Annotated in this window: 17 protein-coding genes; 3 read left to right on the top strand and 14 right to left on the bottom strand. The window is 41.3% G+C overall.

Features of this window, described 5'->3' with window-relative positions; translation table 11 throughout:
- Nucleotides 1–2 precede the first annotated feature (2 nt).
- Nucleotides 3–2,738 carry a carboxypeptidase-like regulatory domain-containing protein gene (locus AB9K32_RS15160; protein ID WP_369885654.1) on the bottom strand — a complete coding sequence of 912 codons (2,736 nt, stop codon included), beginning with the start codon at nt 2,736–2,738 and terminating at the stop codon, nt 3–5.
- A 101-nt stretch (nt 2,739–2,839) separates the two neighbouring features.
- Between AB9K32_RS15160 and AB9K32_RS15155 the strand changes: the two genes are divergently transcribed.
- Complete coding sequence (locus AB9K32_RS15155; RefSeq protein ID WP_369885653.1) at nt 2,840–3,877, top strand: endonuclease/exonuclease/phosphatase family protein; 1,038 nt, start codon at nt 2,840–2,842, stop codon at nt 3,875–3,877.
- A gap of 153 nt (nt 3,878–4,030) precedes the next feature.
- Here the strand turns inward: AB9K32_RS15155 and AB9K32_RS15150 are convergent, their stop codons facing one another.
- The 8 genes from AB9K32_RS15150 to uvrC form a co-directional block, all read right to left on the bottom strand.
- Complete coding sequence (locus AB9K32_RS15150) at nt 4,031–4,468, bottom strand: hypothetical protein (RefSeq protein ID WP_369885652.1); 438 nt, start codon at nt 4,466–4,468, stop codon at nt 4,031–4,033.
- 93 nt (nt 4,469–4,561) lie between these two features.
- Complete coding sequence (locus AB9K32_RS15145) at nt 4,562–7,243, bottom strand: TonB-dependent receptor domain-containing protein (protein WP_224836181.1); 2,682 nt, start codon at nt 7,241–7,243, stop codon at nt 4,562–4,564.
- Nucleotides 7,244–7,415: 172 nt separating this feature from the next.
- Nucleotides 7,416–9,050 carry a glucose-6-phosphate isomerase gene (gene pgi, locus AB9K32_RS15140; RefSeq protein WP_369885651.1) on the bottom strand — a complete coding sequence of 545 codons (1,635 nt, stop codon included), beginning with the start codon at nt 9,048–9,050 and terminating at the stop codon, nt 7,416–7,418.
- Nucleotides 9,050–10,333 (bottom strand): peptidoglycan DD-metalloendopeptidase family protein, encoded by a 1,284-nt coding sequence (locus AB9K32_RS15135; RefSeq protein WP_224836179.1) that lies wholly within the window; start codon nt 10,331–10,333, stop codon nt 9,050–9,052. Before AB9K32_RS15135 ends, pgi begins: the two co-directional genes overlap by 1 nt.
- 2 nt (nt 10,334–10,335) lie before the next feature.
- A complete protein-coding gene (locus AB9K32_RS15130; RefSeq protein ID WP_369885650.1) occupies nt 10,336–11,310 on the bottom strand; it encodes a tryptophan 2,3-dioxygenase family protein in 975 nt (324 codons plus the stop codon).
- A 12-nt stretch (nt 11,311–11,322) separates the two neighbouring features.
- Complete coding sequence (locus AB9K32_RS15125; protein ID WP_369885649.1) at nt 11,323–12,105, bottom strand: DUF3108 domain-containing protein; 783 nt, start codon at nt 12,103–12,105, stop codon at nt 11,323–11,325.
- A 335-nt stretch (nt 12,106–12,440) separates the two neighbouring features.
- Nucleotides 12,441–14,708: a patatin-like phospholipase family protein gene (locus AB9K32_RS15120; RefSeq protein ID WP_369885648.1), complete on the bottom strand. Its 2,268-nt coding sequence runs from the start codon at nt 14,706–14,708 to the stop codon at nt 12,441–12,443.
- A gap of 2 nt (nt 14,709–14,710) precedes the next feature.
- Nucleotides 14,711–16,504 carry an excinuclease ABC subunit UvrC gene (uvrC, locus tag AB9K32_RS15115; RefSeq protein ID WP_369885647.1) on the bottom strand — a complete coding sequence of 598 codons (1,794 nt, stop codon included), beginning with the start codon at nt 16,502–16,504 and terminating at the stop codon, nt 14,711–14,713.
- Nucleotides 16,505–16,986: 482 nt separating this feature from the next.
- On the opposite strand from uvrC, the gene AB9K32_RS15110 reads away from it, so the two are divergent.
- Nucleotides 16,987–17,550, top strand: coding sequence for a 5-formyltetrahydrofolate cyclo-ligase (locus tag AB9K32_RS15110; protein ID WP_369885646.1), 564 nt, complete (start codon nt 16,987–16,989; stop codon nt 17,548–17,550).
- Here AB9K32_RS15110 and AB9K32_RS15105 read toward each other — a convergent pair.
- From AB9K32_RS15105 to ileS, 4 genes are read right to left on the bottom strand one after another with little or no spacing between them, the layout of a single operon-like run.
- Nucleotides 17,547–18,197 (bottom strand): lipoprotein signal peptidase, encoded by a 651-nt coding sequence (locus AB9K32_RS15105; protein ID WP_252080817.1) that lies wholly within the window; start codon nt 18,195–18,197, stop codon nt 17,547–17,549. The two genes, AB9K32_RS15110 and AB9K32_RS15105, sit on opposite strands and share 4 nt — an antisense overlap.
- 32 nt (nt 18,198–18,229) lie before the next feature.
- Nucleotides 18,230–18,832: a hypothetical protein gene (locus AB9K32_RS15100; protein ID WP_224836172.1), complete on the bottom strand. Its 603-nt coding sequence runs from the start codon at nt 18,830–18,832 to the stop codon at nt 18,230–18,232.
- Between the two features lie 46 nt (nt 18,833–18,878).
- A complete protein-coding gene (locus AB9K32_RS15095; protein ID WP_369885645.1) occupies nt 18,879–19,262 on the bottom strand; it encodes a TraR/DksA family transcriptional regulator in 384 nt (127 codons plus the stop codon).
- Nucleotides 19,263–19,266: 4 nt separating this feature from the next.
- Entirely contained in the window at nt 19,267–22,668 is a 3,402-nt protein-coding gene (gene ileS, locus AB9K32_RS15090; protein WP_369885644.1) for an isoleucine--tRNA ligase, read from the bottom strand.
- Between the two features lie 181 nt (nt 22,669–22,849).
- Between ileS and AB9K32_RS15085 the strand changes: the two genes are divergently transcribed.
- Nucleotides 22,850–23,164 (top strand): hypothetical protein, encoded by a 315-nt coding sequence (locus tag AB9K32_RS15085; RefSeq protein ID WP_224836170.1) that lies wholly within the window; start codon nt 22,850–22,852, stop codon nt 23,162–23,164.
- Between the two features lie 59 nt (nt 23,165–23,223).
- On the opposite strand, the gene AB9K32_RS15080 is transcribed toward AB9K32_RS15085, so the two are convergent.
- A complete protein-coding gene (locus AB9K32_RS15080) occupies nt 23,224–25,644 on the bottom strand; it encodes a TonB-dependent receptor (protein ID WP_338198070.1) in 2,421 nt (806 codons plus the stop codon).

Below are 25,644 nucleotides of genomic sequence, written 5' to 3'. Positions count from 1 at the left end.
ATTTAAAAGCTAATGGCCAAGTTCAAGAAATAGGTCCTCCCGTAACTGTACCAATATTTGGGTGCAAAAGAGGGAGAGCCGCTTTGATTGTCTTGTTTCAACTGACCAAAATTTCCGTTCCGGCTCTGTTCGTAACCACCGGTTCGGAAGACCGTATCAAAAACATTGTTGATGCTGGCAAAAAAGCTGATGTACTTTCCATCAATAAGCCAAGATTTACCTCCGACCAGATTGAGCAAATAGATATCATCAAGCTTATTTTGCTTTAGCAATTTGGCTACATTTTCCTCCGTAGCATCGGAAAAGGTTTCACCGGTTTCCGGGTTTATTAAAAAACTTGCAGTTCTGGTAATAGTGGACAGATTGATGTAATTATTGGTGAGAAAATTGGTGGTTCCGCTTATCCACCAATACTTAGGAGCTCTGTAGGAAACTCCCAGCGCAAATGCCGTCTGGGGTCCCTGGGCCAGTTTTAGGTCTTTAAGGGTGGCAACGCCCAAGTCAATATTTCCTTCTGGCGCTATCAGGTCTTCCTTAACACCTGCAGTATCAAAATTAATTTGGACAGATGGGTCGCTGGCGTACACATAATGCCCCAGATTTCCGGCAGCGGTCAATTTTACCGTAGATGATGCTTCGTACTCGAAGCCAAACTCAATGCCTTTATGTAGCCTATCCAATCCCGTGATCACCTCCTGTACAAAATCGGAACCGAGTCCTGAATCCACAAAAAAGAAATTGATATCCGTGGTATGCTGGAATCTTGTGTAAAACGCACTGATTCGTCCTGTTAAGCTTGGTAAGCGCACAAAATAGCTCAAATCCACACTGCTTACCAACTCTTTCTGAAGCTCAGGAACTATTTCGTTGTTTTCCCTTGGGTTGATGAATATATTTTGAACAATAGGTGACCGTTCCACCATAGCTGCATTTGCAGCAAACCAATGCCTCCCCGTTAAAAAATAGGTAAATCCTCCTTTGTAGGCCAAGTTGGAAAATGCTATTTTATCGCCCGTTCCAAAGGAATTTTCCAAATAGCGCTCGTTTTTAAAAAGACCATTACGTTGCACATTAAAGTTGGAGTAGGAGGCCGAAGCAAATCCATTCCACTTTTTGGCATTAAGTTTCACCTGTGCAAATCCTTCCAGCTTCGAGGCATCTAAATTGTAATGGTAATTGATTTTTTCACCTTCGGTTTTCTGTAATTCTCCATCGACATGATTCAATGTACTGGAAAAGGTATCCATATCCTCATGATAACTGGCACCCAACAGATCTTGAATCTCTGCATAATTTTCTGATGATGTGGATCTAAAATTTCCACCAAATCCCAGTTTAATGAAATCGCTCAATGTATAATTGAAGCTAGTGGCTGCAGAAATAGTTGTGTTGTGAGCAATATCATCATAAAGCAGGTAAGCTGCTTTTTCTCCATTGTTACTGTTAGCCGTGTAGAGTTGTCCCCAATCCAATTGCGGGTTCTCCAAAAAAGCTTCTCTTGCCAAGTTGGCATTTATAAAGTCCGCTCCAATGGAACTGTTGATGTGGTAGCTGGGCAAATAGCGATAGTAGGTCGGGTCGGGATTCGGCGCATTGTAATAGCCAAGTCTGCTTCTGGAATTGATCCCCGTTTGATAGGCAAGTCCAATATTCCAATCGATTTTTTTCTTATCCAATGCATAGTTCAAGAGAAATAACGGTTCAAAAACCTCACGTTCCCTAGAATTCCTGATTTTTCCATCCTGTTTTCCCCAATACGGATTGTACTGGTTGCCCCTCAAATCAAAAACCTCCTCCGTTAAGGCTGAAGAACGTCCGCGCCGGTTACGTGCCAAAATTGAGGTAAATGTGATGCTATTTTGTGGGTTGAACTGGTACTCTATTGCTCCAAAAACTGAATAAGCATCGTACAACGTACCATCTACAAACCCCTCTTTGGCCCACCGCCGCGAAACGGATACCGAATAAGCCAATCCGCTCGGTTTTTCTCCTGAGTTATAAGTGGCCATAAGTCTACCGCGATAGGTACGATTGGAAGCTGATGAAGATAAGCGTAGGCCTGGACGCATAACAGAGGGCCGGGTGTTGATATTGGTATTTCCCAAAATGCCCCCAAATGTATAGGGATCGAATGTTAGACCATTGGTAAATTCTTGATTTCGTACCGCATCATTAAGTCCGCCCCAATTGTTCCATTGCGGCCTCCCATCAAAAAATTTATTCACTGGAATACCATTAATTAGCACTTGTCCATTTCTGGAATCGTAACCTCGTACCTTAAAAAATGCTTGACCAAAATCAAAAGCGGCACGGTTCAAGAAAATGTCGCGTGTAGATTGCAACAATCCCATGGAAGTGGAAACGGTTTCAGCATCATCGGACAGGTCGCCATCGGTAAGCGAAATCAAATTATCCGTTTGCTCGTGGGCAATATCCCGTTCGAGATAAATCAGCCCTAAATCAATCGGGTTTCCTTCCAAATAGACCGAAAATCGCTTCGATATAAAATCCAAAGCGGAAATACGGAGCATTTGGTCTCCGGATTTGGACAAGGTAATTTCAAAGGCTCCGTTCTTGTTTGTCTCAAATTCTTGTGAAGTGTTTTCCAATGTAATTATAGCATTGGAAATGGGCACATCCGAACCATTCTCCATTAATTGTCCTGTAATTCGAGTACTTTGTTGTGCATACAGCAATTCACAACAACAAAGTACAGCCACTACTATGGCTAGCCTCATAGCGTATTGTAGGTTAATTAAGAAAAAAGGGGTTGTAATTGCTGTACAAACTGCGGAAAAGCGAACAATTCTACATATTTTAGCTACAAAATCAAAATAAAATGCGATTATTAATATGCCTACTTGTATTAATATCGACCTCACTGTATGGACAAAAGTCCAAGGCTTACACCTTAAGAACAATTGCTTTTTACAACTGTGAAAACCTGTTCGATACGGTAAACGACTCCCTTACTTTTGATGACGACCGCACCCCGGAAGGACGGTACCATTGGACGCAGGAGCGTTACCATCAAAAGATTGAGAATCTATCCAAAGTAATTTCCAAAATTGGTTATGAGACGTCCAAAACATCTCCAGATATTATTGGTCTCTGCGAGGTTGAAAATCTGGATGTGCTTGAAGATTTGGTGCAACATCCCAACTTGCGGGAAAAGGATTATGGCATCATTCATTTTGATTCGCCCGATGAACGTGGAATTGATGTTGCCCTACTTTACAAAAAGGCTTCCTTTATTCCATCGTCGTTCAAAAGTCATAGGCTTTTGTTGTTTGATGACATGGGGGAACGGGAATATACCCGTGATCAGTTGGTGGTCGGCGGCACCATGGATCAAGAAGAAGTCTATTTTATTGTGAACCATTGGCCCTCCCGAAGGGGTGGTGCCGCCAAAAGCCAGCCATTTCGGGTACGGGCGGCCTTACTCAATAAGCGCATCATAGATTCCATTCAAAAATTGGATTTGGATGCAAAAATCATCGCCATGGGAGACCTAAACGATGACCCGATTGATGATAGTTTGAAAAAAATACTGAAAACAAAGGGTAAAAAACGCCAATTGGATAGTGTTAGCCTTTACAATCCTATGGAGGCCATGTTTAAGAAAGGCGTTGGCTCTTTAGCATATCGAGATAAATGGAACTTGTTCGACCAAATGTTTTTTACATCCAATTTGGTGACCGAAGACCGAACTAGGCTCACATTCTGGAAAGCCGAAATCTTTGCGCCAGAATTCATCCGAACCGACAAAGGAAGGTTCAAGGGTTATCCATGGCGCACATACTCTGGAGGCACCTACACGGCTGGATACAGCGACCACTTTCCTGCGTATTTGTTTTTGTTAAAGGAGGTACGGTGATGGATTTCCTGTTAACTGTTACATCGTGTCTTTCGGCTTCGCTCAGGATAAACCACAACCGAATGTTTTGAGCACTTTTCGACTGTGCTCAAGTTGACAAAATATTTCACATGCCTTGTAGATTCCTACTTTAGCAATGACATCATAACATTTTTAAGCGAACCACTGCCCCCAAGGAATACGGCTTAAAATCAATAACAAGCCCAGTCCGTAGAAAATGGAAATGGTCTTGAATTTTTTATTGCTCTCCATAAATTTTTTGCGGCGGGACCAACCAATGGTGATCAACACCAATGCAATAATATTAATGAACGGATGCTCTACCGCCAATAAGCGCGCAGGAACGTTAAGCCCGCTCATACCCAAGGTCTGTATGGCTTTAAGACCGTTTGTTGAGGTAAAGTACAATAAAAGTCCGACCAATAGCTGAATGTGGCTCAGTATTAGTGCAAATAGGCTTACACGAAGATCCTTTTGCATAGTAAAGTCCTTTTTGCCCAACCAGCCGGCAATGGCATTGACCACTGCGATTACCAAAACGGCCAAAACCACGTAGGCCAAATAAGAGTGTAGGTTTTTAATGATTTCCATAGGTATAGTTTGAGCCCCTAAAAATACGGAATTTTGGAGATAAAAAAAGCCCCTTGTAAAACAAGGGGCTTTTAATATTATGAAAAGAGTTTATTAGAAATCGTAACGCAAAGTAACGTTCCAAGTTCTACCCCATCCAAAGTAACCTTGGTTGGAAACGTTGATACCCTTATAAGTTTCATCGCCAGCTTCAACAGGATTATTTGTTGTTAAGCGAGAAATATAAATGTGATTCAATAGGTTATTAACGTTGGCTCTTATTTTCAATTGCTTTGTTTTGTTTGCGCCAAGAGGAACACTGAAAGTTGCACCGGCATCCATTAAGCTATATGCAGGTAATTTCAAGTTATCCTTAACAGCACCTACATCGGAATAAAGATCTCCGTAATATCTCCAGTCAGAATCAACAGAGAACATATCGTTAATTCTATAAGAGAAACCAAGACCACCAGAAGTTTGGGCCGCACCACCTACTTTTCCACCGTCATAATCAACAGTTTCAGTACTTAGGACATTTCTTTCCTCATCGGTAACTTGTGTTACTGCACTACCTTGGTATTTCCAGTCTCCAATAGATGCAAATCCATTGATGGAAAGACCTGGCATTGGTCTAAATTTAAAATCCAATTCAGCACCGGTATGCAATTGTTCTGTCCCAAAGTTTGTTTCGAATGTAACTACATCGTCAACAACGTCGGAGCTTGTAACCACCCTGTCTTTCCACGAGGTTCTGTACAAGTTTATATTGGCAGAGAACATAGCGCTTGAAAAACCATAACCAGCTTCCAAACCAAGAATTTTCTCGTTCTCGGTCAATGGATTTACTTGGTTGGTAAAGTTCAAGTAAATGTTATCGTGATATGGTTGACGGTTATAATATCCTGCGTTTGCGTAGAAACTATGTTGGGATGTTGGCGTATAGCTAAATCCTGCCTTGGCATTGTACCCGAAGTTGTTCACTTTTTCAGAATCCGTACCTGGCTCAATATCTGCTGGTAATGGCTCTCCTGTCCATTGAGATGACGTCCCATTGATCAAAGCCTCATCAGCATATTGATAGAAATCAAATCTTTGGTGGTACTGATTGGAAATAGAACCTTGGAAAAAAGTAGAGAATGTGTCCGTAGCGTATTCCAATTGTGTGAACAATCCACCGTAAGAGATGCGCTCATCGTTGCTATAAGCAATTTTTTGATCTTCAGGATAAGAATTAAAGGCAGCTGCCCATCCAGATGGTCTGAAGGATTCAGTAGCTATCACCTGCTTGTATGTACCAAAGGTACCATAAGATTCGTGGTTGTTGTTTTGGTCGATCAAACGAATGTTCTCTTGCCAAGAATCCAATCCGTGGAAATCTGAAACTACCCTAAAGTGTTTACCGTAGTATGTTCTTAAATCGAAACCTACATTCCAAGTTAAATTATCACTTAACTGTTTTTCAAAGTTTGAAATCAATCCGTACCAGTTGTGCAAGTTCATGGATGCACGGGTAACATAACCACCTCCTGCGGCGAAATATCCTCCTTCACCATTGGGCACACTTTGGTTGAATGCGTAGATTGCATCATAGTCAATTCGCCCTTCGGCCGTTCTGATACGGTCACCACGGTTTCCTGTTCCACCTCCATTACCCCAAGAGGCATAAAGTACTGTGGAAAGGTTAGCTGTTTCGCTAATAGTCCAGTCCCAGTTAAGGTTGGCCACAGGCTTGTGATAAAAGTTTCTTCTTTCGGTCAAGTATTGACCATTGTATGTACCCCAGTTGTTGTTATATCTTCTACCATACTCCAAATAATCTGAAATTGGCTTGGTAAAGTTTTGATCGTGGAACTGAGGAGCACCAGTTAGCAAAAAGTTGAAGTTATGTGAAGCACTTGGTCTGTAACCAACAGAAATAAAATACGTTTGTCCTTCTCCAAAGTTACCTTCGTTGTAACCATCACCTTGCCAGTGAGACAACATAACACTCATACCCCATCCTTTATCTGAAATACCTGTATTGTATCCAGCAGATGTTTTGATATAGTTATTGTTGGCAACAGTTGCATAACCAAATCCACCTTCGTTCATCTCAGTGGCCTTGGTCACAAAGTTGACGGTACCTCCTACTGAGGAGATAGCCAATTTTGAAGATCCCAAACCTCTTTGAATCTGGATACCTGAAGCAATATCATTGATTCCAGACCAGTTGGACCAGTACATTTTACCGTCTTCCATTCCGTTAATTGGCTGACCGTTCAAAAGGAAAGCGGTGTTATCTTGCTCAAATCCTCTCACCCTCATGTCGGTATCACCAAAACCTCCTGACTGACCAGATACATACACAGATGGCGTGTTTACCAAGGTCATGGTAACGTCTTGCGTACCTATTTTTTCTTGAATTGTTTTAATTGGCACGGAAGACACTGCAATCGGAGTCTGTCTATCTGTTGCAAGGTCAATAATTCCGGTACCTACAACAACAACCTCACCGAGTTCTTCTGCATCGGGCATTAGCGAAATAGTTCCTAAGCTACCAGAAGAAGAGAAAGGAATTGATTTGGAAACAAATCCTATATAAGATACGATCAATGTTCCCGAGCTTTGGTTTACTTCCAAAGTAAAGTTACCGTCGAAATCGGTAGATGTTCCTGTCCTGGTTCCTTTAACCATAACAGTTGCTCCTGGTAACGGTCCGCCTAAATCCCCGTCGACAACCGTTCCAGTAAGAGTTCCTTGTGCAAATGCCATTGCTGAAACAAAAATAGCCGCAATAGCCAAGTAGAATCTTTTCATTTAATTCAGTGTTTAAGTGTTTTATTAGCCCTGCAAATGTGATCCATTTTTGGATTACACCCATTAAGCCAAAGTTAAAATCGATCAAATATAATTAACACTAAATTAACAAACAAAAATCCCTGACAAACAATTATTTACGGTTTTCACAACTATTTGAGAAGATAACGATCTACCCCTTAAAATAATGCAAAAGGTTCAGTGTAGAGCTGTCGTGTTTGCCGATTGTTGAATTTTCTATGTCGGATAAAATATTTTTTGCCAATTGCTTGCCCAATTCAACACCCCATTGATCATAACTGAATATGTTCCAAATTACCCCTTGTACAAATATCTTGTGTTCGTACAGGGCCACTAGGGCACCCAAACTTTTTGGCGTAAGCTTATCTATTAAAATGGTATTTGTGGGTTTATTGCCCTCAAATATTTTAAAAGGAAGCAGTTCTTGGACTTTTTCCCCCGAGAGACCCTGCGTCTCCAATTCTTGCTTAACCTCATCCGATGTTTTCCCGTTCATCAGAGCTTCGGTCTGCGCAAAAAAGTTGGCCATTAATTTATTATGATGGTCCACATCACCGTGCAACGAATTCTTGAAACCGATAAAATCGGTCGGAATCAGTTTGGTGCCTTGATGTATCAGCTGGAAAAAAGCATGTTGTGAATTGGTTCCCGGTTCTCCCCATATTATGGTGCCGGTTTCGTGACCTACCCGATTGCCCGACCTATCTATACTTTTTCCGTTGCTTTCCATAATCCCTTGCTGCAAGTATGCCGAAAAACGGTGAAGATATTGGGTGTAGGGAATAACGGCTTCGGTCTCCGCACCATAAAAATTGTTGTACCAAACACTGATCAGTGCCAGCACAACGGGGATATTATCCTTGAACGGTGTTTCCTTAAAATGAACATCCATTTCGTTGGCCCCGGTTAAAAGCTGCTCAAAATTCTCGTTACCCACGGAAAGGGCAATAGACAAACCTACGGCACTCCAAAGGGAAAACCTGCCCCCGACCCAATCCCACATGGGAAATACGTTCTCATCGGCAATACCGAACTCTTGTATCTTTTCCAGATTGGTCGACACGGCAACAAAATGATCGGCCACGTCTTTTTCCTTAGCGTTTTGTAGAAACCATCTTTTTATGGTCAGGGCGTTGCTCAAGGTTTCTTGAGTGGTAAACGATTTGGATACAATCACAAATAGTGTGGTCTCTGGATCAAGTTCCTTTAACACTTCGTGCACTAAATCACCATCCACATTACTTACAAAATGGATCTTAAGGTCGTTTTGATAAAACTTGAGTGCCTCGGTTACCATTACAGGCCCCAAATCCGAACCTCCAATACCAATGTTCACAACATCTGTAAAGGGTTTACCTGTATGCCCTTTGCGTTCACCGGAAATTACCGCATCGGAAAAGGATTTTATTTTATCCTTTACCTCAAAAACCTCATCTACAATGTTTACTCCATCAACATAAATCTCCTCGCCTTTTTTTGCCCGCAAAGCGGTATGCAATACGGCGCGCCCTTCGGTCTGGTTGATAAGCTCTCCTTGGAAATAACTTTTTAAACTATCTTTTAAACCGACTTCCTCGGCCAGTTGCAACAACAACTCCAAGGTTTTATCGGAGATCCTATTTTTAGAATAGTCCACCAAAAAATCGTTCCATTGAATGGAAAGTTTTTTTCCACGTCCTTCTTCCGAAAACAGTTCCCTTAAATGTACTTCTTTGGTTTCTTGATAATGCTGTTGAAGTTTTTTCCAGGCGTTGGTAGCAGTAGGGTTGATTGTGGGTAGTGCCATTACTGGTTATATGATATTAGGGTTTCTTCAGATTCGAAAAGTGATGGATCGGCATATTCTATGCAATCCAATTGTTCTTTTAATGGTGAAATATGTGCCAGATAATCCGTACGCAACGAATCCGCTATAGGTTCTGCCGCGGGAAGTTTCTCTTTTAAGGGATCCACCTGTCTGCCATTTTTCCAAAAACGATAACAAACATGGGGGCCACCCGTATTACCGGTCATGCCCACCCATCCAATAACATCGCCTTGTCGGACAAACTCGCCCTTTTTTACTTTTTGGGCTTTCATGTGGAGGTATTGTGTGCTATAGGTCCCGTTATGCTTTATTTTAACATATTTTCCGTTGCCCCCTCTTCGAGTGGATTCCGTTACGGTACCGTCGGCAGTTGCCACAATTGGCGTACCTACCGGTGCGGCATAATCTGTTCCTTTATGTGGCCTAACTTTATAACCATAGTAAGCGATTCTACGCTTTAAGTTATATCTTGAGGAAAGCCTATATCCAAATTTTATCGGCGCCCTTAAAAAAGTGCTTCTTAAGTTATTGGCTTCCTGATCGTAATAATCCAAAATATTGTTTACCGTATCCGCTACATATGGGAAGGCATAGACTTCACGGCCTTTGTGTTCAAAAAGCGCCGCTTTTATGGGGCCACGGCCCGCGTAAACCGTATCGTTGATATAGCGTTCATCAAAAATCACTTTAAATTTATCGCCTTTTTCCAGTCTAAAAAAGTCAATGGTCCACGCATAAATTTCTGATAGACCGATTGTAACACCGTAATCTACACCCAAGTTGTCCATAGCTTCCGATAAACTACTGGTTATAACTCCACCTACCTCTCTTTCCCTTAAGGTCACCTCCTTTTTGTTCTTGTAGGCCACAGCCGTATCCCGAAGGTCTACAACAGTATAATTGATCTTATCGTTCTGATATATAAAAACTTCGGCCACTTCCGAAGTATCTTTCGATTTTAAGATAACGTAGGGTTTACCAACCTGTATTTTGCGCACGTCGAAGGTGTCCCTAAAATTTTCTGATATAGTGGCAATCTTTGGATAGTCCACTTTGTTTTTGAGCATTAGCTCCCCAAAACTGTCCCCTCTGCGAACGGTGTCGTGGACTACTTTAAATTCTTTAAGATCAAAACCATAATGCAAGACCGGTGGTTTCACAATAGTTTCAACCGTTGCCACCTCTTCCAATGGTTCTCTTGTTTCTTTGCATGACACCAATACAACCATAAGTGTCAACATTGCCCCAATAATTCTATGCATTTCTATTCCTTGTATTCTACGTTTGCTGGGTTAAAAATATGATCTACCCATTGTTTACCCCACGTATCCAGTTCATAATCTGAGTACAAAGTTGGGAAAAATATTATTTTCTGAAAACTAGGGGGCAAATACTCTTTCCAATTTGTCCCTCCCGTGGCCTCTACATCCTTGCCTTCCTTGGCCAAATATCTATGTGCCGAGCCCATGTGCATTAACGGCCAATTAACGTTGGCGTTCATATCCAACTCCTTTAACGCAGAGATTAATTCTTCATTGTTCCGTGATACCTCGGGCAATTGCAGATATTTATGATAAATAGTACTGTTCTTTACCGCGTTGGCAATTCGTAAAAGTCGTGGGGTATATCGCACCTCAAACTGTTTTAGGGTGAGTGTTTTCTCCCCAGTGGCCAAATCGGTGGCCCCTTTTTTCCAGTATACCTGCTCAAACAATTCTTCAATGGTATGTTCTGATGAGAATGTGTCCCTTTGCGTGGAATGTACCAAATTTTCCAATGGTGTGGCGTAGAACTCTATCATCCTATACTGTGCGGACTGAAATCCACTTGCTGGCAACAAGGCCATCCGATATCTCAGGAACTGCTCCCGCTCCATCCCTTTGATCATTATACTGAATGAAGAGATGAGTGCTTTGAAATAACTGTTTATTCGCCGTGCCTTTTCGGTAAAAAAAAGTACATCCTGTGACCTGTCCTCTACAATTTGCTTTTGCTCATGAAGAATAAGTTTAAAATAAAGTTCCGTGATCTGGTGGTACATAATGAAGATTTCCTCGTCGGGAAAATGCGTTCTGGGTACCTGTAGACTGAGCAGGGTGTCCAAATGAATGTAATCCCAATAGGTGAGGTATTTTTGATAGAGCAGGCCGTCCAAGTATGAACTCAGGTCTTGGCCCGAATTTTTGAACTTTTCTTCTAGCTTGTTTATCTGGGAAGCGATTTTTGCATTCTTGTCCATTAATGCCTACTACTATTTCATTATTATTTTAAACTGGTTCTTTAAACCGTTGTAGCCATCCAAATCCGCTTTGAGCGAGCCTACGGCCAAATCCGCCTTGATCCTGATAGGAATTTTGTTCCAATCGTTTGATACCCAAAGAGTGAGACTCTCTTTTTCTTTAAAAACACGTCCGGACTGAACCAATGGCCTAAATTTAAGACATTCCACCTTTCCAAACTTGGTTCTCAGTATTTCTTTTCCCAAATATTTTAATTGAAACTTGAACACCCCATCATCATCAAACAACATATCCAGGTTTATGGCATCCCCGACCTCGAATTCTTCCAAATTGTAATTGCTCCTTAAAAAATATGAGGCAGATATCAAATCCTGTATTTGATCATGGATGGGAATATTCATTTTAGTGCCGTTCTTATTGTCTTTGAGTATGGCCTTGTCCTCCTTGTAATCAAAATCGATCTCGATATCCTTGGTATAGCCACCTTCATCAATCTTACGGATAAACTTGTAGGGTTTCCCATGATCAATATCAAAATAGCTTTCGTAGGTGTCGTCCACCTTAAAAAATATACTGGCAAAACCCGTTGTTTTTCCCCGGCCGACCACGTGGTACACAGGAACCCCGTTCAACGTATTGGTAGTTAGGTGCATTGTTGCATAACTCGCATTCAGGAATCCGTAGTGTATCCTAAACTTGAGCCATTCCCCTGGTTTAAAAGCTGGCCTGGGTTCTTGCCCATTTGCCGATATTGCCATTATGAGCAATAGTAAGGGCGTCAGTATCTTTTTCATAAACAATTAATTGATATAAAATTAGTAAAATAGCTTTAGGGGTTATGCTGTTTTACATATACTTAAACAAAACTTATTCCAAAATAGTATAACAAAAAAAGCCCAGTCTCGAGACTGGGCTTTTCCTAAATAACCAACCAAACTTTAAATTATGAAAAACCAATACTTAAAGTTATAAGGGAACCACCCCTTATGTGGGTGTAAAGATACGGCAGCATTTTGTAGGAAAAAGTGTTTTTAACGGACTTTAACTAAAGTCGCTAAGAATTGGTTGTTTTTGCTCTTGTTTTTGACAATTTTTTAAGATTGTCCAACATTTTATACAAGGGTTGCAATCAAAACCAATAGCCTACGCTCACAAAAAAATTACCGTTATCCACTTCGGGCGACCACGAATAATATAATTGGATCGGACCAAGAAAAGACTCAAAGCCATAACCCAGTCCAAAACCGATAAAATTGGGCTCCTCGAACCAATCTCCGGTCCTAAAAAGGTCATCGGCCACATTGGCAATGTTCGCGGAAAACAACATATGTTGTTTTGGAGCGAACCTATAGTCCAATCGGCCATAGCTCTTTACATAACTATTACCCGGTATGCTGAGAAAATCGTATCCGAAAAATGGTGTAAAATTGTTTACAAAATTATTCCCGAAACCTCCAAGGATAAAATCAAAAGTAGCTACAGAGGATGTTCCCAGTTTTACACCCCCCTCGGTCTCCAAGTTTAGGCTAAGATTATGGAACAATGAAAACACCCCGCCCAATTTAGCCTTGGCGACCGCAAATTCTTTAAAATTTTTGTTGTAATCGGAAGAAAAGGCATAAAAATGAAAATCCCCATCGAACAAAAGTCCCTTGGTCGGGAAATATTTATCGTCGTAAGTATCCAATTTAATCTGGGAATAAGCACTAAAATAATTGGAATTCTCAAAATTGCTCCTTCTATTGGCAGATTGAGATCCTTCTTCCGCCTCGGGGTCCACTTGGTTCAGTGTGCGTGTACTATAATTAATAAATTTATGTTCCGCCCCGATCACAAAGGCAAATTCCTCCTGTAGAACTGTTTGCAAATATACCTGGTTGGTAAGATCGGTCACATCTACATTGATCCGTTGGATATTGGGGTCGTCCGGAACATTAAAATTGCCCCGAATCAGGGAAAAGTCGATATCTGCATCAAAATCGGTGAGTCTGGAATTTACCCCAAAACTCCAATAGTAGCCTTTATCCAAGTAATACTGCATATTGTACCGGATATGGTCCCCCAAAATAAAATCGAAGGATGCCACATCGTCTTTCATCAAAAAGTTTTTCTTCGTCAGGTTGATCAGGGCGGCACTTTTGTACAGGTCATCGTAATGTGCAGACATTTTGATGAACATTTTAGTTGGCTCTTCCTTAAGTTTTAAAATCAAGTCGGTGCCCAACCCATTTGAAACAAGGTCGTACCGAATGGCCTTAAAGTTACCCGTAGCAGAAAGATTGTTTATCCCTTGCTTTAAATCTTCAAAAGCAATCTTTTCCGATAAGTTGAACCTTAGTTTTCCTTTTATATAACCACGGGTATACCTATCGTTCCCCTCTATGATCATTCTATTAATGGTAAGGCTATCCATCAACTTAATGTTCTTTTTTGGTTTGGGTTCACTTTTTTGGGCCTCTGCAATCTGCACAAACTGGTCCATTTTGGCTCGTGCCGATATTTCGCCATTGTCAATGATCTCCCTGCCCCTTTCAAAATCGATTACGGAAAACTCATCTATATCGGGCCTAATATAAATGTCGGTTTTCTTGGATTTTGATTTCATGTCGTTTACCGTACGATAATTGTTGATCTGCAATAAAATTTCCGTAGCGGAAGAAAGTGATTCTCGCGTGGCCAAGTCGTGTTGAACATCTACTCCGATGATGATGTCGGCCCCCATTGCTTTTACATGATCAATAGGATAGTTGTTTACCACGCCTCCGTCAATTAAAATTTGCCCCTCTATCTCGGCCGGCTCAAACAAAGAAGGAAACGTTCCGCTGGCCACAATGGCCTCGGGCAAATACCCTTTGTCCAGCAAAATCTCCTCTCCAGTTTCCACATTGGTGGCCACACACAAAAATGGGATGGGCAATTTTCCAAAGTCTTGTACGTCCTTGACATGAAAAAGCAACTGCACCAGAAGATTGTAGATGTTCTGTCCACCCGAAATTGCCTGTGGAAACGATACTTTAAAGTTCTCAAATGGCAACGAAAGCGCATACCGTTCCGAATCTTCTTTTTCGTAAAAAGTTTTGGCGCCACGAGGTACATTGTCCTGTATAAGATCTGTAAAATCGGTACTCTTAAAAATGGAGTCCAGTTGATGTGCGGAATAGCCCGAGGCATATAGTGCACCAACAATGGCGCCCATGCTTGTTCCTCCGATATAATCTATTTGTACTCCCGCTTCTTCTAAAACTTTTAGTGTACCGATATGTGCCAAACCCTTTGCACCACCTCCACTTAGCACAAGCCCCACCTTGGGCGGTGTATTGTCCTTGGCGCTTTGGGCCATGGCACATAAACCGACCAAGGCAAATACTATTGTAATGATGAGACCTTTTTTATGCATGGTTATTTATGAAAGGTTTTATAGATTTTTTTTGCTTTTGATGCCCCCACGGAAGCAGTTAAATTTTCGAGCGAGGCTTCCTTGATGCGTTTTACCGATTTAAAGCTTTTTAATAATTGTTGAGCTGTTTTTTCCCCAATCCCTTCAATGTTCACCAACTCGGAGTTAATGGCACCCTTGCTTCTTTTGTTTCTATGGTGGGTAATACCAAAACGGTGTGCCTCGTTCCTGAGCTGCTGAATAATTTTTAGGGATTCGGATCTTTTGTCCAAATAGAGCGGGACGGGGTCGTCCGGAAAATAGATTTCCTCCAAGCGTTTTGCAATGCCCACTATGGCAATTTTTCCTCTCAGGCCCAATACTTCGAGACTTTTTAATGCCGAGGACAATTGCCCTTTCCCCCCATCTATCACAATTAGCTGTGGCAGGGGCTCTTCTTCGCTGAGCAATCGTTTGTATCTCCTATGGACAACCTCTTCCATACTGGCAAAATCGTCGGGGCCCTCTACCGTTTTTATGTTAAAATGGCGATAATCTTTTTTAGAGGGCTTACCATCTTTAAAAACCACACATGCCGCCACAGGGTTACTGCCTTGAATATTGGAATTGTCAAAACATTCAATATGTCGAGGTTCTTCCGATAGGCGAAGATCTGTCTTCATTTGGGCCATGATCCGTTTGGTATGGCGATCTGGGTCGGTTATTTTAATTTGTTTCAATTTATCCTGTCGATAAAAACGGGCGTTCCGTTCCGATAGATCCAATATCCTACGCTTATCCCCTAATTTGGGCAGAGTTACCTTTAAATCATCATCAACAGCAACGGCAAATGGAAGGTAAATTTCTTTTGATCTTGAACTGAACCGTTGTCGAATCTCGGTAATGGCCAATTGCAACAACTCCTCATCAGATTCTTCCAGTTTCTTTTTAATCTCCATGGTATGGGACCGGATTATGGCACCATGTGATAATTGCAAAAAATTGACATAACCATGGGTCTCATCAGAAATAATGGTGAACACATCTACATTGTTTATTTTCGGGTTCACCACTGTAGATTTTGCCTGATAATTCTCGAGTACTTCGATTTTATCTTTGACCCGTTGTGCCTTTTCAAATTCCATTTGCTCGGCATAGTCGGTCATTTGTTGCCGAAATGTCTGTATGGAGCTTTTTAGGTTTCCTTTGATAATCTGCCTAATATCCTCGATCTGGTTTAGGTATTCTTTTTCGCTCTGCAGCCCTTCACAAGGTCCCAAGCAATTTCCCAAGTGGTAATCCAAGCACACCTTATATTTTCCGGATCTTATCTTTTCTTCGGAAAGGTCATAATTACATGTCCTTAAAGGGTAAAGGCCCTTTACCAAATCCAACAACGTCCTAACTGTTTTCATGCTGGTGTAAGGCCCAAAATATTCGGATCCGTCCTTGATCAGCTTTCTTGTAGAAAAAACCCTGGGAAAACGCTCGTTCTTAATACAGATCCACGGGTAGGATTTATCATCCTTGAGCAGCACGTTGTAACGGGGCCTTAATTTTTTGATCAAATTGTTTTCCAACAAAAGTGCGTCCGACTCCGTAGGGACTACAATATGTTTTATGGAGTCTATTTTCTTGACAAGCACCCTGGTTTTTCCATACTCCTGCTTTTTATTGAAATATGAAGAAACCCTCTTCTTAAGGTTCTTGGCCTTGCCCACATAGAGTATTTTACCATCTGTATCATAAAATTGATACACTCCGTGATTGTCAGGGAGTGCACTCAACTGTACTTTTAATGATGCTGATCTGGACATAAAAGCTTAAAAAATGGACCTCAAAGGATTTACAACAAAGTTATATTTTATAAATGGGGTTTATTGTTAAACTTGATCAATTCCTTATTTGGATCGACGCCTAAGGTATCTCAATGCACAAATGATACAAATCTAAATCGGAATTAAATTTGGTAACAATTTGCTAAGGATCAATAGATTGGGGTTTTTCCGTAAATAAACTATGGAAAAACCCCAGTTCCATGTTAACAAACCAGTCCAATTTGTTAAACAGTTGCTAAATATTGTGTATTTCACCGATAAAATGTGCAGTTCATGGTATATTTTTCAATTGTTTTACTTACATTTAACGGTATAAAAACAATCCAATGGAAAACTATATCATTGTTTTGGGAATGTACTTGATTTTGATGCTGTTCTTCAAAATCTTTTTCTCCGTTGCAACAAAGGGAGAGTAATTTTTTTATAGTACCCCCAAATAACCCCTTAATCTTCAACAGTAAATGTTGAAACGTGAACTAAGAAAAAAATATAAAAATCTGAGGATGGGATTATACCCGGCACAAGCCTCCGATTTTAGTTTGATTTTAGCAAACGAATTACTACAAATCCCGATTTGGGATTTTTTTTATTACCATACTTTTCTGAGTATGGAGGATAAAGTCGAAGTGGACACTCTTCCCTTGATCACCTTGCTACAGGGCAAGGACAAAAATATTGTTGTTCCCAAAGTTGCAGGCCCAAACTCCATGGAGAATTATCTGCTCACAGATAGCATAACGATCAAAAAAAGCCCTTACGGTGTTCCAGAGCCAATTGATGGCATAGAGATTCCGGAAAACAAAATTGATGTGGTGTTTGTTCCTTTATTGGCATTTGACACTACAGGAAACAGAGTGGGGTATGGCAAAGGATATTACGATGGCTTTTTGAACAAGTGCAGAAAAGAAACCGTAAAAATTGGCCTTTCCTTTTTTGGACCGGAAACGGAGCCTATTTCGGATATCAACACGAATGATGTGAAATTGGATTATTGTGTAACCCCGGAAAAGATCTACAAATTCTAATTGCCCAAATCTTCCTTTACCTCGTTGGCCTCATCGTTTTTCGGAAAGGCTTTTTTGTTGAACACTATTAAAATACCTACTCCTGTACTTATCGCAGTATCCGCTATATTAAAAACGGGTTCAAAAAAACGAAAACGTTGACCTCCCCAAGAAGGAACCCAACTAGGCCAGGTGGTATCCACTAAAGGAAAATAAAGCATATCCACCACTTTACCATGAAACAGGCTCCCGTAGGGCTCATTTGTAAAAAGTGTGGCCACCTGCCCGTTGCTGTGATCAAATATTATCCCGTAGAAAACCGAGTCTATTATATTACCTACAGCTCCGGCAAAAATCAAGGAAACTGCCAACACCAATGTTCTTGGCGATTGTTTTTTAATTATGTCCCAAAGCCAATATCCGATTCCTAAAACCGCAAAAATCCTGAAAATGGTCAACACCAATTTTCCGGTAGGCTCCGAAATTGGTAAAAGATCGCTCAATTTGGTTCCCCATGCAGCTCCTTCATTTTCTATAAATAGAATTTTGAACCAACTGAACACCTCATGTGATTCACCAAGCACAAAACTTGTTTTAATGAAGATTTTACTTATTTGATCCACGAGCAGAATCAAGAGAATGATGATAAGGGACTTTTTTAAACTCATACTTTTAATAAAGGATTGCAAAAATATGGATATTATTTTGTTTTTGTAAGGAAGATGTCCCCTTCTATGGTCTTAAGAACAAATAGATTATGTCCAAAGGGTATGGACTCACCATTTACTTTCCCATAAGTGCTCTCCGCAACTATTTCGCCCTTTGGTGTTGCCAGCAATATATCGCCTTTTTGTGTAGTTACGGTGACGGACTCCGAAACATCCTGCAACGTACAACGGCCATCGGACAAGGTTATATCCAAGTTTTCGTATTTGCCGCTGGAATACACATTGGTATTGGTTCCATAAACCGCAACATTCTTATACTCGGGCACGCGTACTTGCAAAGCAATGGAAACCACTTTATGCGCACTAAGCTTATCGTTCGGATCTACAAAAAGTGGCTGAAAATCGGCACCGATCATTACCGTGGTTCCGTTTTCTTTGATAGAGATCAATAAATCCTTGGCATATTCGCCCTCCATACTGGCGGAGACCTCTACCTCGTTGGAGGTTGTGGTCTGCAGATCAATTCTATAACAATACCGCGAATCGATCTGGATGGTTTCTGTTCTAGGGCCAATAAAAGCTTTTCTAACCAGTTTTTGCCCATGTACGTGCACGAGTGCAAAAAATACCGACAAAAACAACAACGCCCTCATAAAGAAAAAACGCCCTAAGGCGTTTTAATTATTTTTGCATGTTTTTCGCCTCAATACTCAATGTTGCATGGGGCACAAGCTTTAATCGCTCTTTATTTATCAGCTTTCCGGTAACTCGGCAAATTCCGTATGTTTTGTTCTCTATACGAAGTAAGGCGTTTTTAAGGTCGCGGATAAATTTTTCCTGACGTATGGCCAGTTGTGTATTCGCCTCTTTGCTCATGGTCTCCGAACCTTCTTCGAAAGCCTTGAACGTTGGCGAGGTATCGTCCGTGCCATTGTTACCATCGTTCATGTAAGAGCTTTTTAACAGCTCCAAGTGGTTTTTGGCCTTTTCTATTTTTTCCTCGATCAAGGTTCTGAATTCTTCAAGGTCTTTGTCGGAGTATCTTACTTTAGAATCTTCTGCCATTTTCTTAATGTTTTTGAATAAACAATTTTGTGTTCACTTCATCAAAGGTGATCGCTACACCTTCTTCAAGTTTCTCTTCAAAGTTGAGCTCGGCGGTCAGGGTTTCCGTTTTGATGTATTCTTCGTTACTGGAAACTGCATTTTCCACCAGGCCGTCCTTCAATATTTTAATATCAATTTTATCGGTTACCTCGAATCCGGACTCCTTGCGCAAGTTCTGGATTCGGTTAACAAGTTCCCTTGCAATGCCCTCTTTTCTTAAGGTATCGTCTATCGTTACATCCAGGGCTACGGTCAAAGGACCTGAGCTGGCTACCAACCAACCTTCGATATCTTGGGAACTGATCTCTACATCGGTTAACTGTAAATTAACGGTTTTATTTTCCAATAGCAGCAATATTTCTCCTTCGCGTTCAAATTTTTGAATATCCTCTTGACCCAATTTTGATACTTCTGCTGCAATGGCCTTCATGTCCTTGCCGAATTTTGGACCCAACACCTTAAAGTTCGGCTTAATTTGTTTTACCAATACCCCTGAGGCATCATCCAGCATTTCGATCTCCTTTACATTTACTTCGGATTTTACCAAATTCGAGACTGCTTCGATATCGCTTCGCTGTTCATCATCCAAAACCGGTATCATTATTTTTTGAAGCGGCTGACGTACTTTTATTTTTTCTTTTTGACGGATTGAGAGCACCAAAGAAGATATCTTCTGTGCCAATTGCATTTTACGTTCCAAATCCTTGTTTACCATATTGGCATCAAAAACCGGAAAATCCGCCAAATGCACACTTTCAAAACCTTCTTTTTGCGTGGTGGCATCCAAATCCCGGTACAATTGATCCATAAAGAACGGGGCAATCGGTGCGGATAATTTAGCCACGGTGGACAAACAAGTATACAGTGTTTGATAGGCCGAAATCTTATCTTTTTGATAATCACCTTTCCAGAAACGTCTCCTGCTCAACCGCACATACCAGTTACTCAAATTTTCCTGTACATAATCCGAGATCATCCTAGCTGCACGGGTAGCTTCGTAGTCTTCGTAAGCCTCGTCCACATTTTTGATCAAGGTATGGAGTTCAGATAAGATCCATTGGTCGATTTCAGGTCTTTCCGTTAATGGAATATCGGTCTCGGAATAATCAAACTCGTCTATATTGGCATAAAGTGCCATAAAAGAATAGGTGTTGTAGAGTGTTCCGAAGAACTTTCGTTTTACCTCAACTACGCCTTCAATATCAAATTTTAGGTTATCCCAAGGGTTTGCATTGGAAATCATGTACCAGCGGGTAGCATCTGGGCCGTGTTCTGGCAATACCTCGAACGGATCTACGGCATTTCCCAACCTTTTGGACATTTTTTTACCTTCCTTGTCAAGTACAAGTCCGTTGGAAACCACATTTTTATAGGCTATACTATCAAAAACCATGGTAGCAATGGCATGCAATGTGTAGAACCATCCTCGCGTTTGGTCCACACCTTCGGCTATAAAGTTGGCCGGAAACGCAACTCCATCATCTATTAGTTCTTTGTTTTCGAAAGGATAATGCCATTGCGCATAGGGCATGGATCCACTATCGAACCAAACATCGATCAAATCCGATTCGCGTTTCATGGGTTGCCCAGATGGTGATACCAAAGTGATACCATCCACAATGTTTTTGTGCAGATCGATCTTGTCGTAGTTTTCCTCGGTCATGTCGCCTACTACAAAATCTTCGAAAACGTCTTTGTCCATCACTCCAGCTTCAACAGCCTTGGCCATTTCCGATTTAAGCTCTTCCACGGAACCAATGATAATTTCTTCCTTACCATCTTCGGTACGCCAAATAGGCAAAGGTATTCCCCAATACCTTGATCGGGACAGGTTCCAATCGTTTGCATTGGCCAACCAGTTCCCAAAACGGCCTTCTCCTGTAGATTTTGGCTTCCAATTTATGGATTGGTTCAGGTCGAACATACGTTCCTTTACATCGGTAACTTTGATGAACCAAGAGTTTAATGGATAATACAAGATAGGCTTGTCCGTTCGCCAACAATTTGGGTAACTGTGTACATATTTCTCGACCTTAAATGCCTTGTTCTCTATTTTAAGTTTGATGGCAATCTCGACATCGACCGATTTTTCGGGTGCTTCACCCTCATCGTAATATTCGTTCTTTACATATTTGCCGCCAAATTCTTTGAGTTCGGGTCTAAACTTCCCCTGTAGGTCTACCAAAGGCACCGGGTTATCATTCTCATCCAAAACCAGCATGGGAGGCACCTCCGGAGTGGCTTGCTTGGCCACTAGGGCATCGTCCGCACCAAAGGTGGGCGCCGTATGTACAATTCCGGTACCATCTTCGGTGGTTACAAAATCACCAGCAATTACTCGGAAGGCATTCTCGGGATCTTGGTAAGGCTGCACATAATCGATTAATTGCTCGTACTGTATGCCTACCAAATCTTTACCTACAAATGATCCTCCTATCAAAAATGGAATCTTTTTGTCTCCTTCGCCGAAAGATTTTAATTCCTCCTCGGTTTCTACTTTAAAAAACTTTCCTGAAAAATTGTAGTCCACCAGGTTTTTGGCCACCACAACACTAATAGGCTCGAATGTGTATTGATTGTAAGTTTTAACCAATGCATACTCAATCTTTGGACCTACGGTCAGAGCCGTGTTCGATGGGAGCGTCCAAGGCGTGGTCGTCCATGCCAAAAAGTGGATGTCTCCCTCGACCTTTTTTAAAAAAGCGGGAAGTGAATCTTGTTTTGCTTTAAATTGGGCCGTAACCGTGGTATCGGTCACATCTTGATAGGTTCCCGGCTGGTTAAGCTCATGGGAACTTAAACCTGTGCCCGCCTTTGGCGAATAGGGTTGTATGGTATAGCCTTTATAAATAAGGCCTTTATCGTAAATCTGTTTAAGCAGCCACCAAACAGATTCCATGTATTTGGGCTTGTAGGTTATGTACGGGTCGTCCATATCTACCCAATAGCCCACTTTTTCGGTCATTTCGTTCCAAACATCCGTGTATCGCATCACTGCTTTTTTACAGGCTGCGTTGTACTCCTCGACCGATATTTTTTTCCCTATATCCTCTTTGGTAATACCCAGTTCTTTTTCCACACCAATTTCCACGGGCAGACCATGGGTATCCCATCCGGCCTTTCTTTTCACCTGAAAACCTTTCATGGTCTTGTACCTTGGGAATATGTCCTTGATGGTACGCGCCATTACATGGTGGATTCCCGGCATTCCGTTTGCAGAGGGCGGTCCTTCAAAAAACACATAGCTCTCCTTGCCTTCCCTGGTGGAAACGCTCTTTTCAAAAATCTGTTGGTCTTTCCAAAAGCTTAGAATTTCTTCAGATACTTTGGGTAAATCCAGCCCTTTATATTCCGCAAACTTCATATACTTCTTCTTCTAGTAGAATTCAAGTTTGCAAAATTATGAATTTAGATGGAATTACGCCTTGCAATTTAATATTAGAATGCACATAATCCCCTTACCCTAAATATGATATGCCAACAGGCTTCTTTTTCCATTAAATTTTCTATCTTAAAACCTTAATTAACACTTAACCATTTTAATTATGAAAAAAGTAGTATTGACTGCGATGGTGTTGACTTTATCCTTAACAACATTAACATCGTGCAGAGAAACAAAGGACAAAGCCAAAGAGGCGACCGAAGAAGCTGCAGAAACATTGGAAGACGCAGGCGATGACCTAAAAAAGGCCGCCGATGATGCAGCCGACGCCATGAAAGATGCTGGAGAAGAAGCCAAAGAAATGGGCGAAAAAGCAATGGACAGTCTCAAAAAAGCAGGTGAAGAAACCATGGATGCCGCAAAAAAGGCCGGTGATGAAATGAAAGAAGCCGCCAAAAAAGCGATAGACAGCATTTAGCAACGTTGCGGATAAAAGACAAAAAGCTGTATGGCTCGGGAATTCCCGGGCCTTATTTTTTAAAACACATACCCTATCCCCAACACCAAATTGGTTCCAGGGGCAGCAATTCCCGAAGAATACATTCGGTAACGTTGATTGGTCATGTTTTCCAAACTCATGGTGGCCTTTAGTGCATTGGTGATTTGATATTGCGACCTAAAGTTCAAGGTGTACCAAGAGGGGGAATACGGATTGCCATTGGCGTCGCTGGCATACATATACGTTTTGCTTTGTTCCGACAATGCCAAATCATCATTACTTACCTCCCCATTATAGTTTAGAAATATGTCTGCTTTTAATTTTTGGTTTTGCCATATTAAGTGCACATCCCCGAAAGTTGGAGCGGCATGTCGCGATGGACTATCGGTTCCATCGTCATCTTCTTCGATTCCTTCGGTCAATGTTAAATTGGAATTCAACGATAGGTTTTCATTAAAAAAAGCTTCCACACCAAATTCAAATCCATACACATAGGCCTTAGCGGCATTCTGGATAGCCTGAACATTGCTGGGTTCACCATTGTACTCTATTTCCGTCTCGCCATTGAACGTAAAATTCCTTCTTACCAATGCATCGACCAGATAGGTGTAATACGCTGCTCCTTTTAGTACTAGAACGTCGTTGAAGTTTTTCCTTAATCCCAATTCGCCATTATAGGCATACTCCGGTTCCAGATCTGGATTGGGAACCACTACGGAACCAGGTTCAGAATCAAATATCTTCCCGATATCGTCGATATTGGGCGCGCGAAATCCTGTTGACCCGTTTAAAGTTACTTGCCAATCGGACCTAGGAAACCAACTAAGTCCCAAACTTCCCGTTAGTGCCCCTGTTACAATATCGGCTTCATCAAAAGGAAAGGAATAGTGGGTGTTGCTAAAAGAAGCATCTACCCATACCTGACTATATCGCACTCCGGACAATAAAGTAAAGTTCGGTTTTAGCTGGTACTCTCCGTTTACATAACCAGCCAGGGTCTGCCAAGTTGAACCATCGGGATACCTGGATGCTGTTTCTTCCGTAGCCTCTGTTTCAATATTACGCATACTGCCATTGGAATGTACTTTGTTGAAAACATATTCGGCCCCATAGTACAAGTGAAGATCTCCTATTTTTTTGTTTTCAAAATCTAAATTTACTGAGACTGCATCCACCTTTTCTTCGGTTGAATAGAGTTCCAGACCTTGAAAATCCCTGTCGTGCCTACTTTCTTCAAAAAATTGATAGGCCGTGGTGAGTTTTATTCCATCGTAGAATTTATTTTTTCCTTTTTGGGTTATTTGGAAATTTCCCATAAACCATTTTTGTGGACCATAGTACCATTCCGCAGAACGAAGCCCAGTGCCATCACGGCCAGGTCTTATCAATCTATCATATCGGGGAAAATTGGAAGTTTCCGAATAATACAGTCCCAGATCATAGTTCCAAGTACTGTTGGGTCTGTAAGTAAATTTTTGAAGGAAGTTGATCTGATCGTAGCCGGAACCTACCTGTTTTTTGGGATCATTGTTGGTAATTAATACATCTTCTCCGTTCTCACGAACCACATAATTGTTCCGTAAATAGGATTCTGGGCCGTGTTCACCCATCTTTAGATCATCAAAATGATTAAAGGTAAAACTGGTATAGGATGCCCAATCTTGCTTTCCAATATTAATATCCACATGCGCCGTGTTTTCATTATTTGCCGATGCAAATCGATAATCCAGTTTACCGGAAAAAACCAAGCTGTCCGCAAAGGAAAAACGTGGTTTTTGTGTGTAAAAGTTCATTACGCCGCCAATAGCATCGCTTCCATATATAACGGAACCAGGACCAAAGGTCACCTCTGTCTTTTTTATGGAGAACGGGTCTATGGAAATTACATTTTGAAGGTTTCCTCCTCGAAATATGGCGTTGTTCATACGTACACCGTCTACCGACAATAAAATACGGTTGGTCGCAAAACCCCTGATCATTGGGCTACCCCCTCCCAATTGGCTTTTTTGCACAAATACTTTACCGCTGTTCTGCAATAGATCGGCGGAGGTCTGCGGATTGGCAAAAGCAATGTTTCGTGCATCAATAGTTTCTATTTTCTGGGGTATGTGCTTTTTTTGTTGTTCCCATTTGGACACGGACATAACAACTTCTTCCAATTCTTCTGTTTTTAAGTGTAGGTACACCCTATTGCCCCGACGATAGATCTGTGCCTTTGTTGTGGTATAAGGCTCGTAACTAATATGTTTAAAGGTTATTTTTTCGTTACGGGCAAAAGCATCCAGGTCACTTTTTCCGTTCACATTGGTTATAGTGCTCTTGGATTGATCTTTGTTAAATATGGCGATATTGTCTATGGGCACACCAGTATCGGCATCTAAAACGGTTACCTCTTGGGCATAAGTGATAAGCGCAAAAAACGAAAGGAATAGGGTTAAGGTTGATTTTAGGTTTTGCAT

It is taken from the genome of Allomuricauda sp. XS_ASV26 (assembly GCF_041224615.1).
GTDB classification, from domain to species: domain Bacteria; phylum Bacteroidota; class Bacteroidia; order Flavobacteriales; family Flavobacteriaceae; genus Flagellimonas; species Flagellimonas alginolytica.
This window is presented reverse-complemented; position numbering and strand designations above follow the sequence as displayed.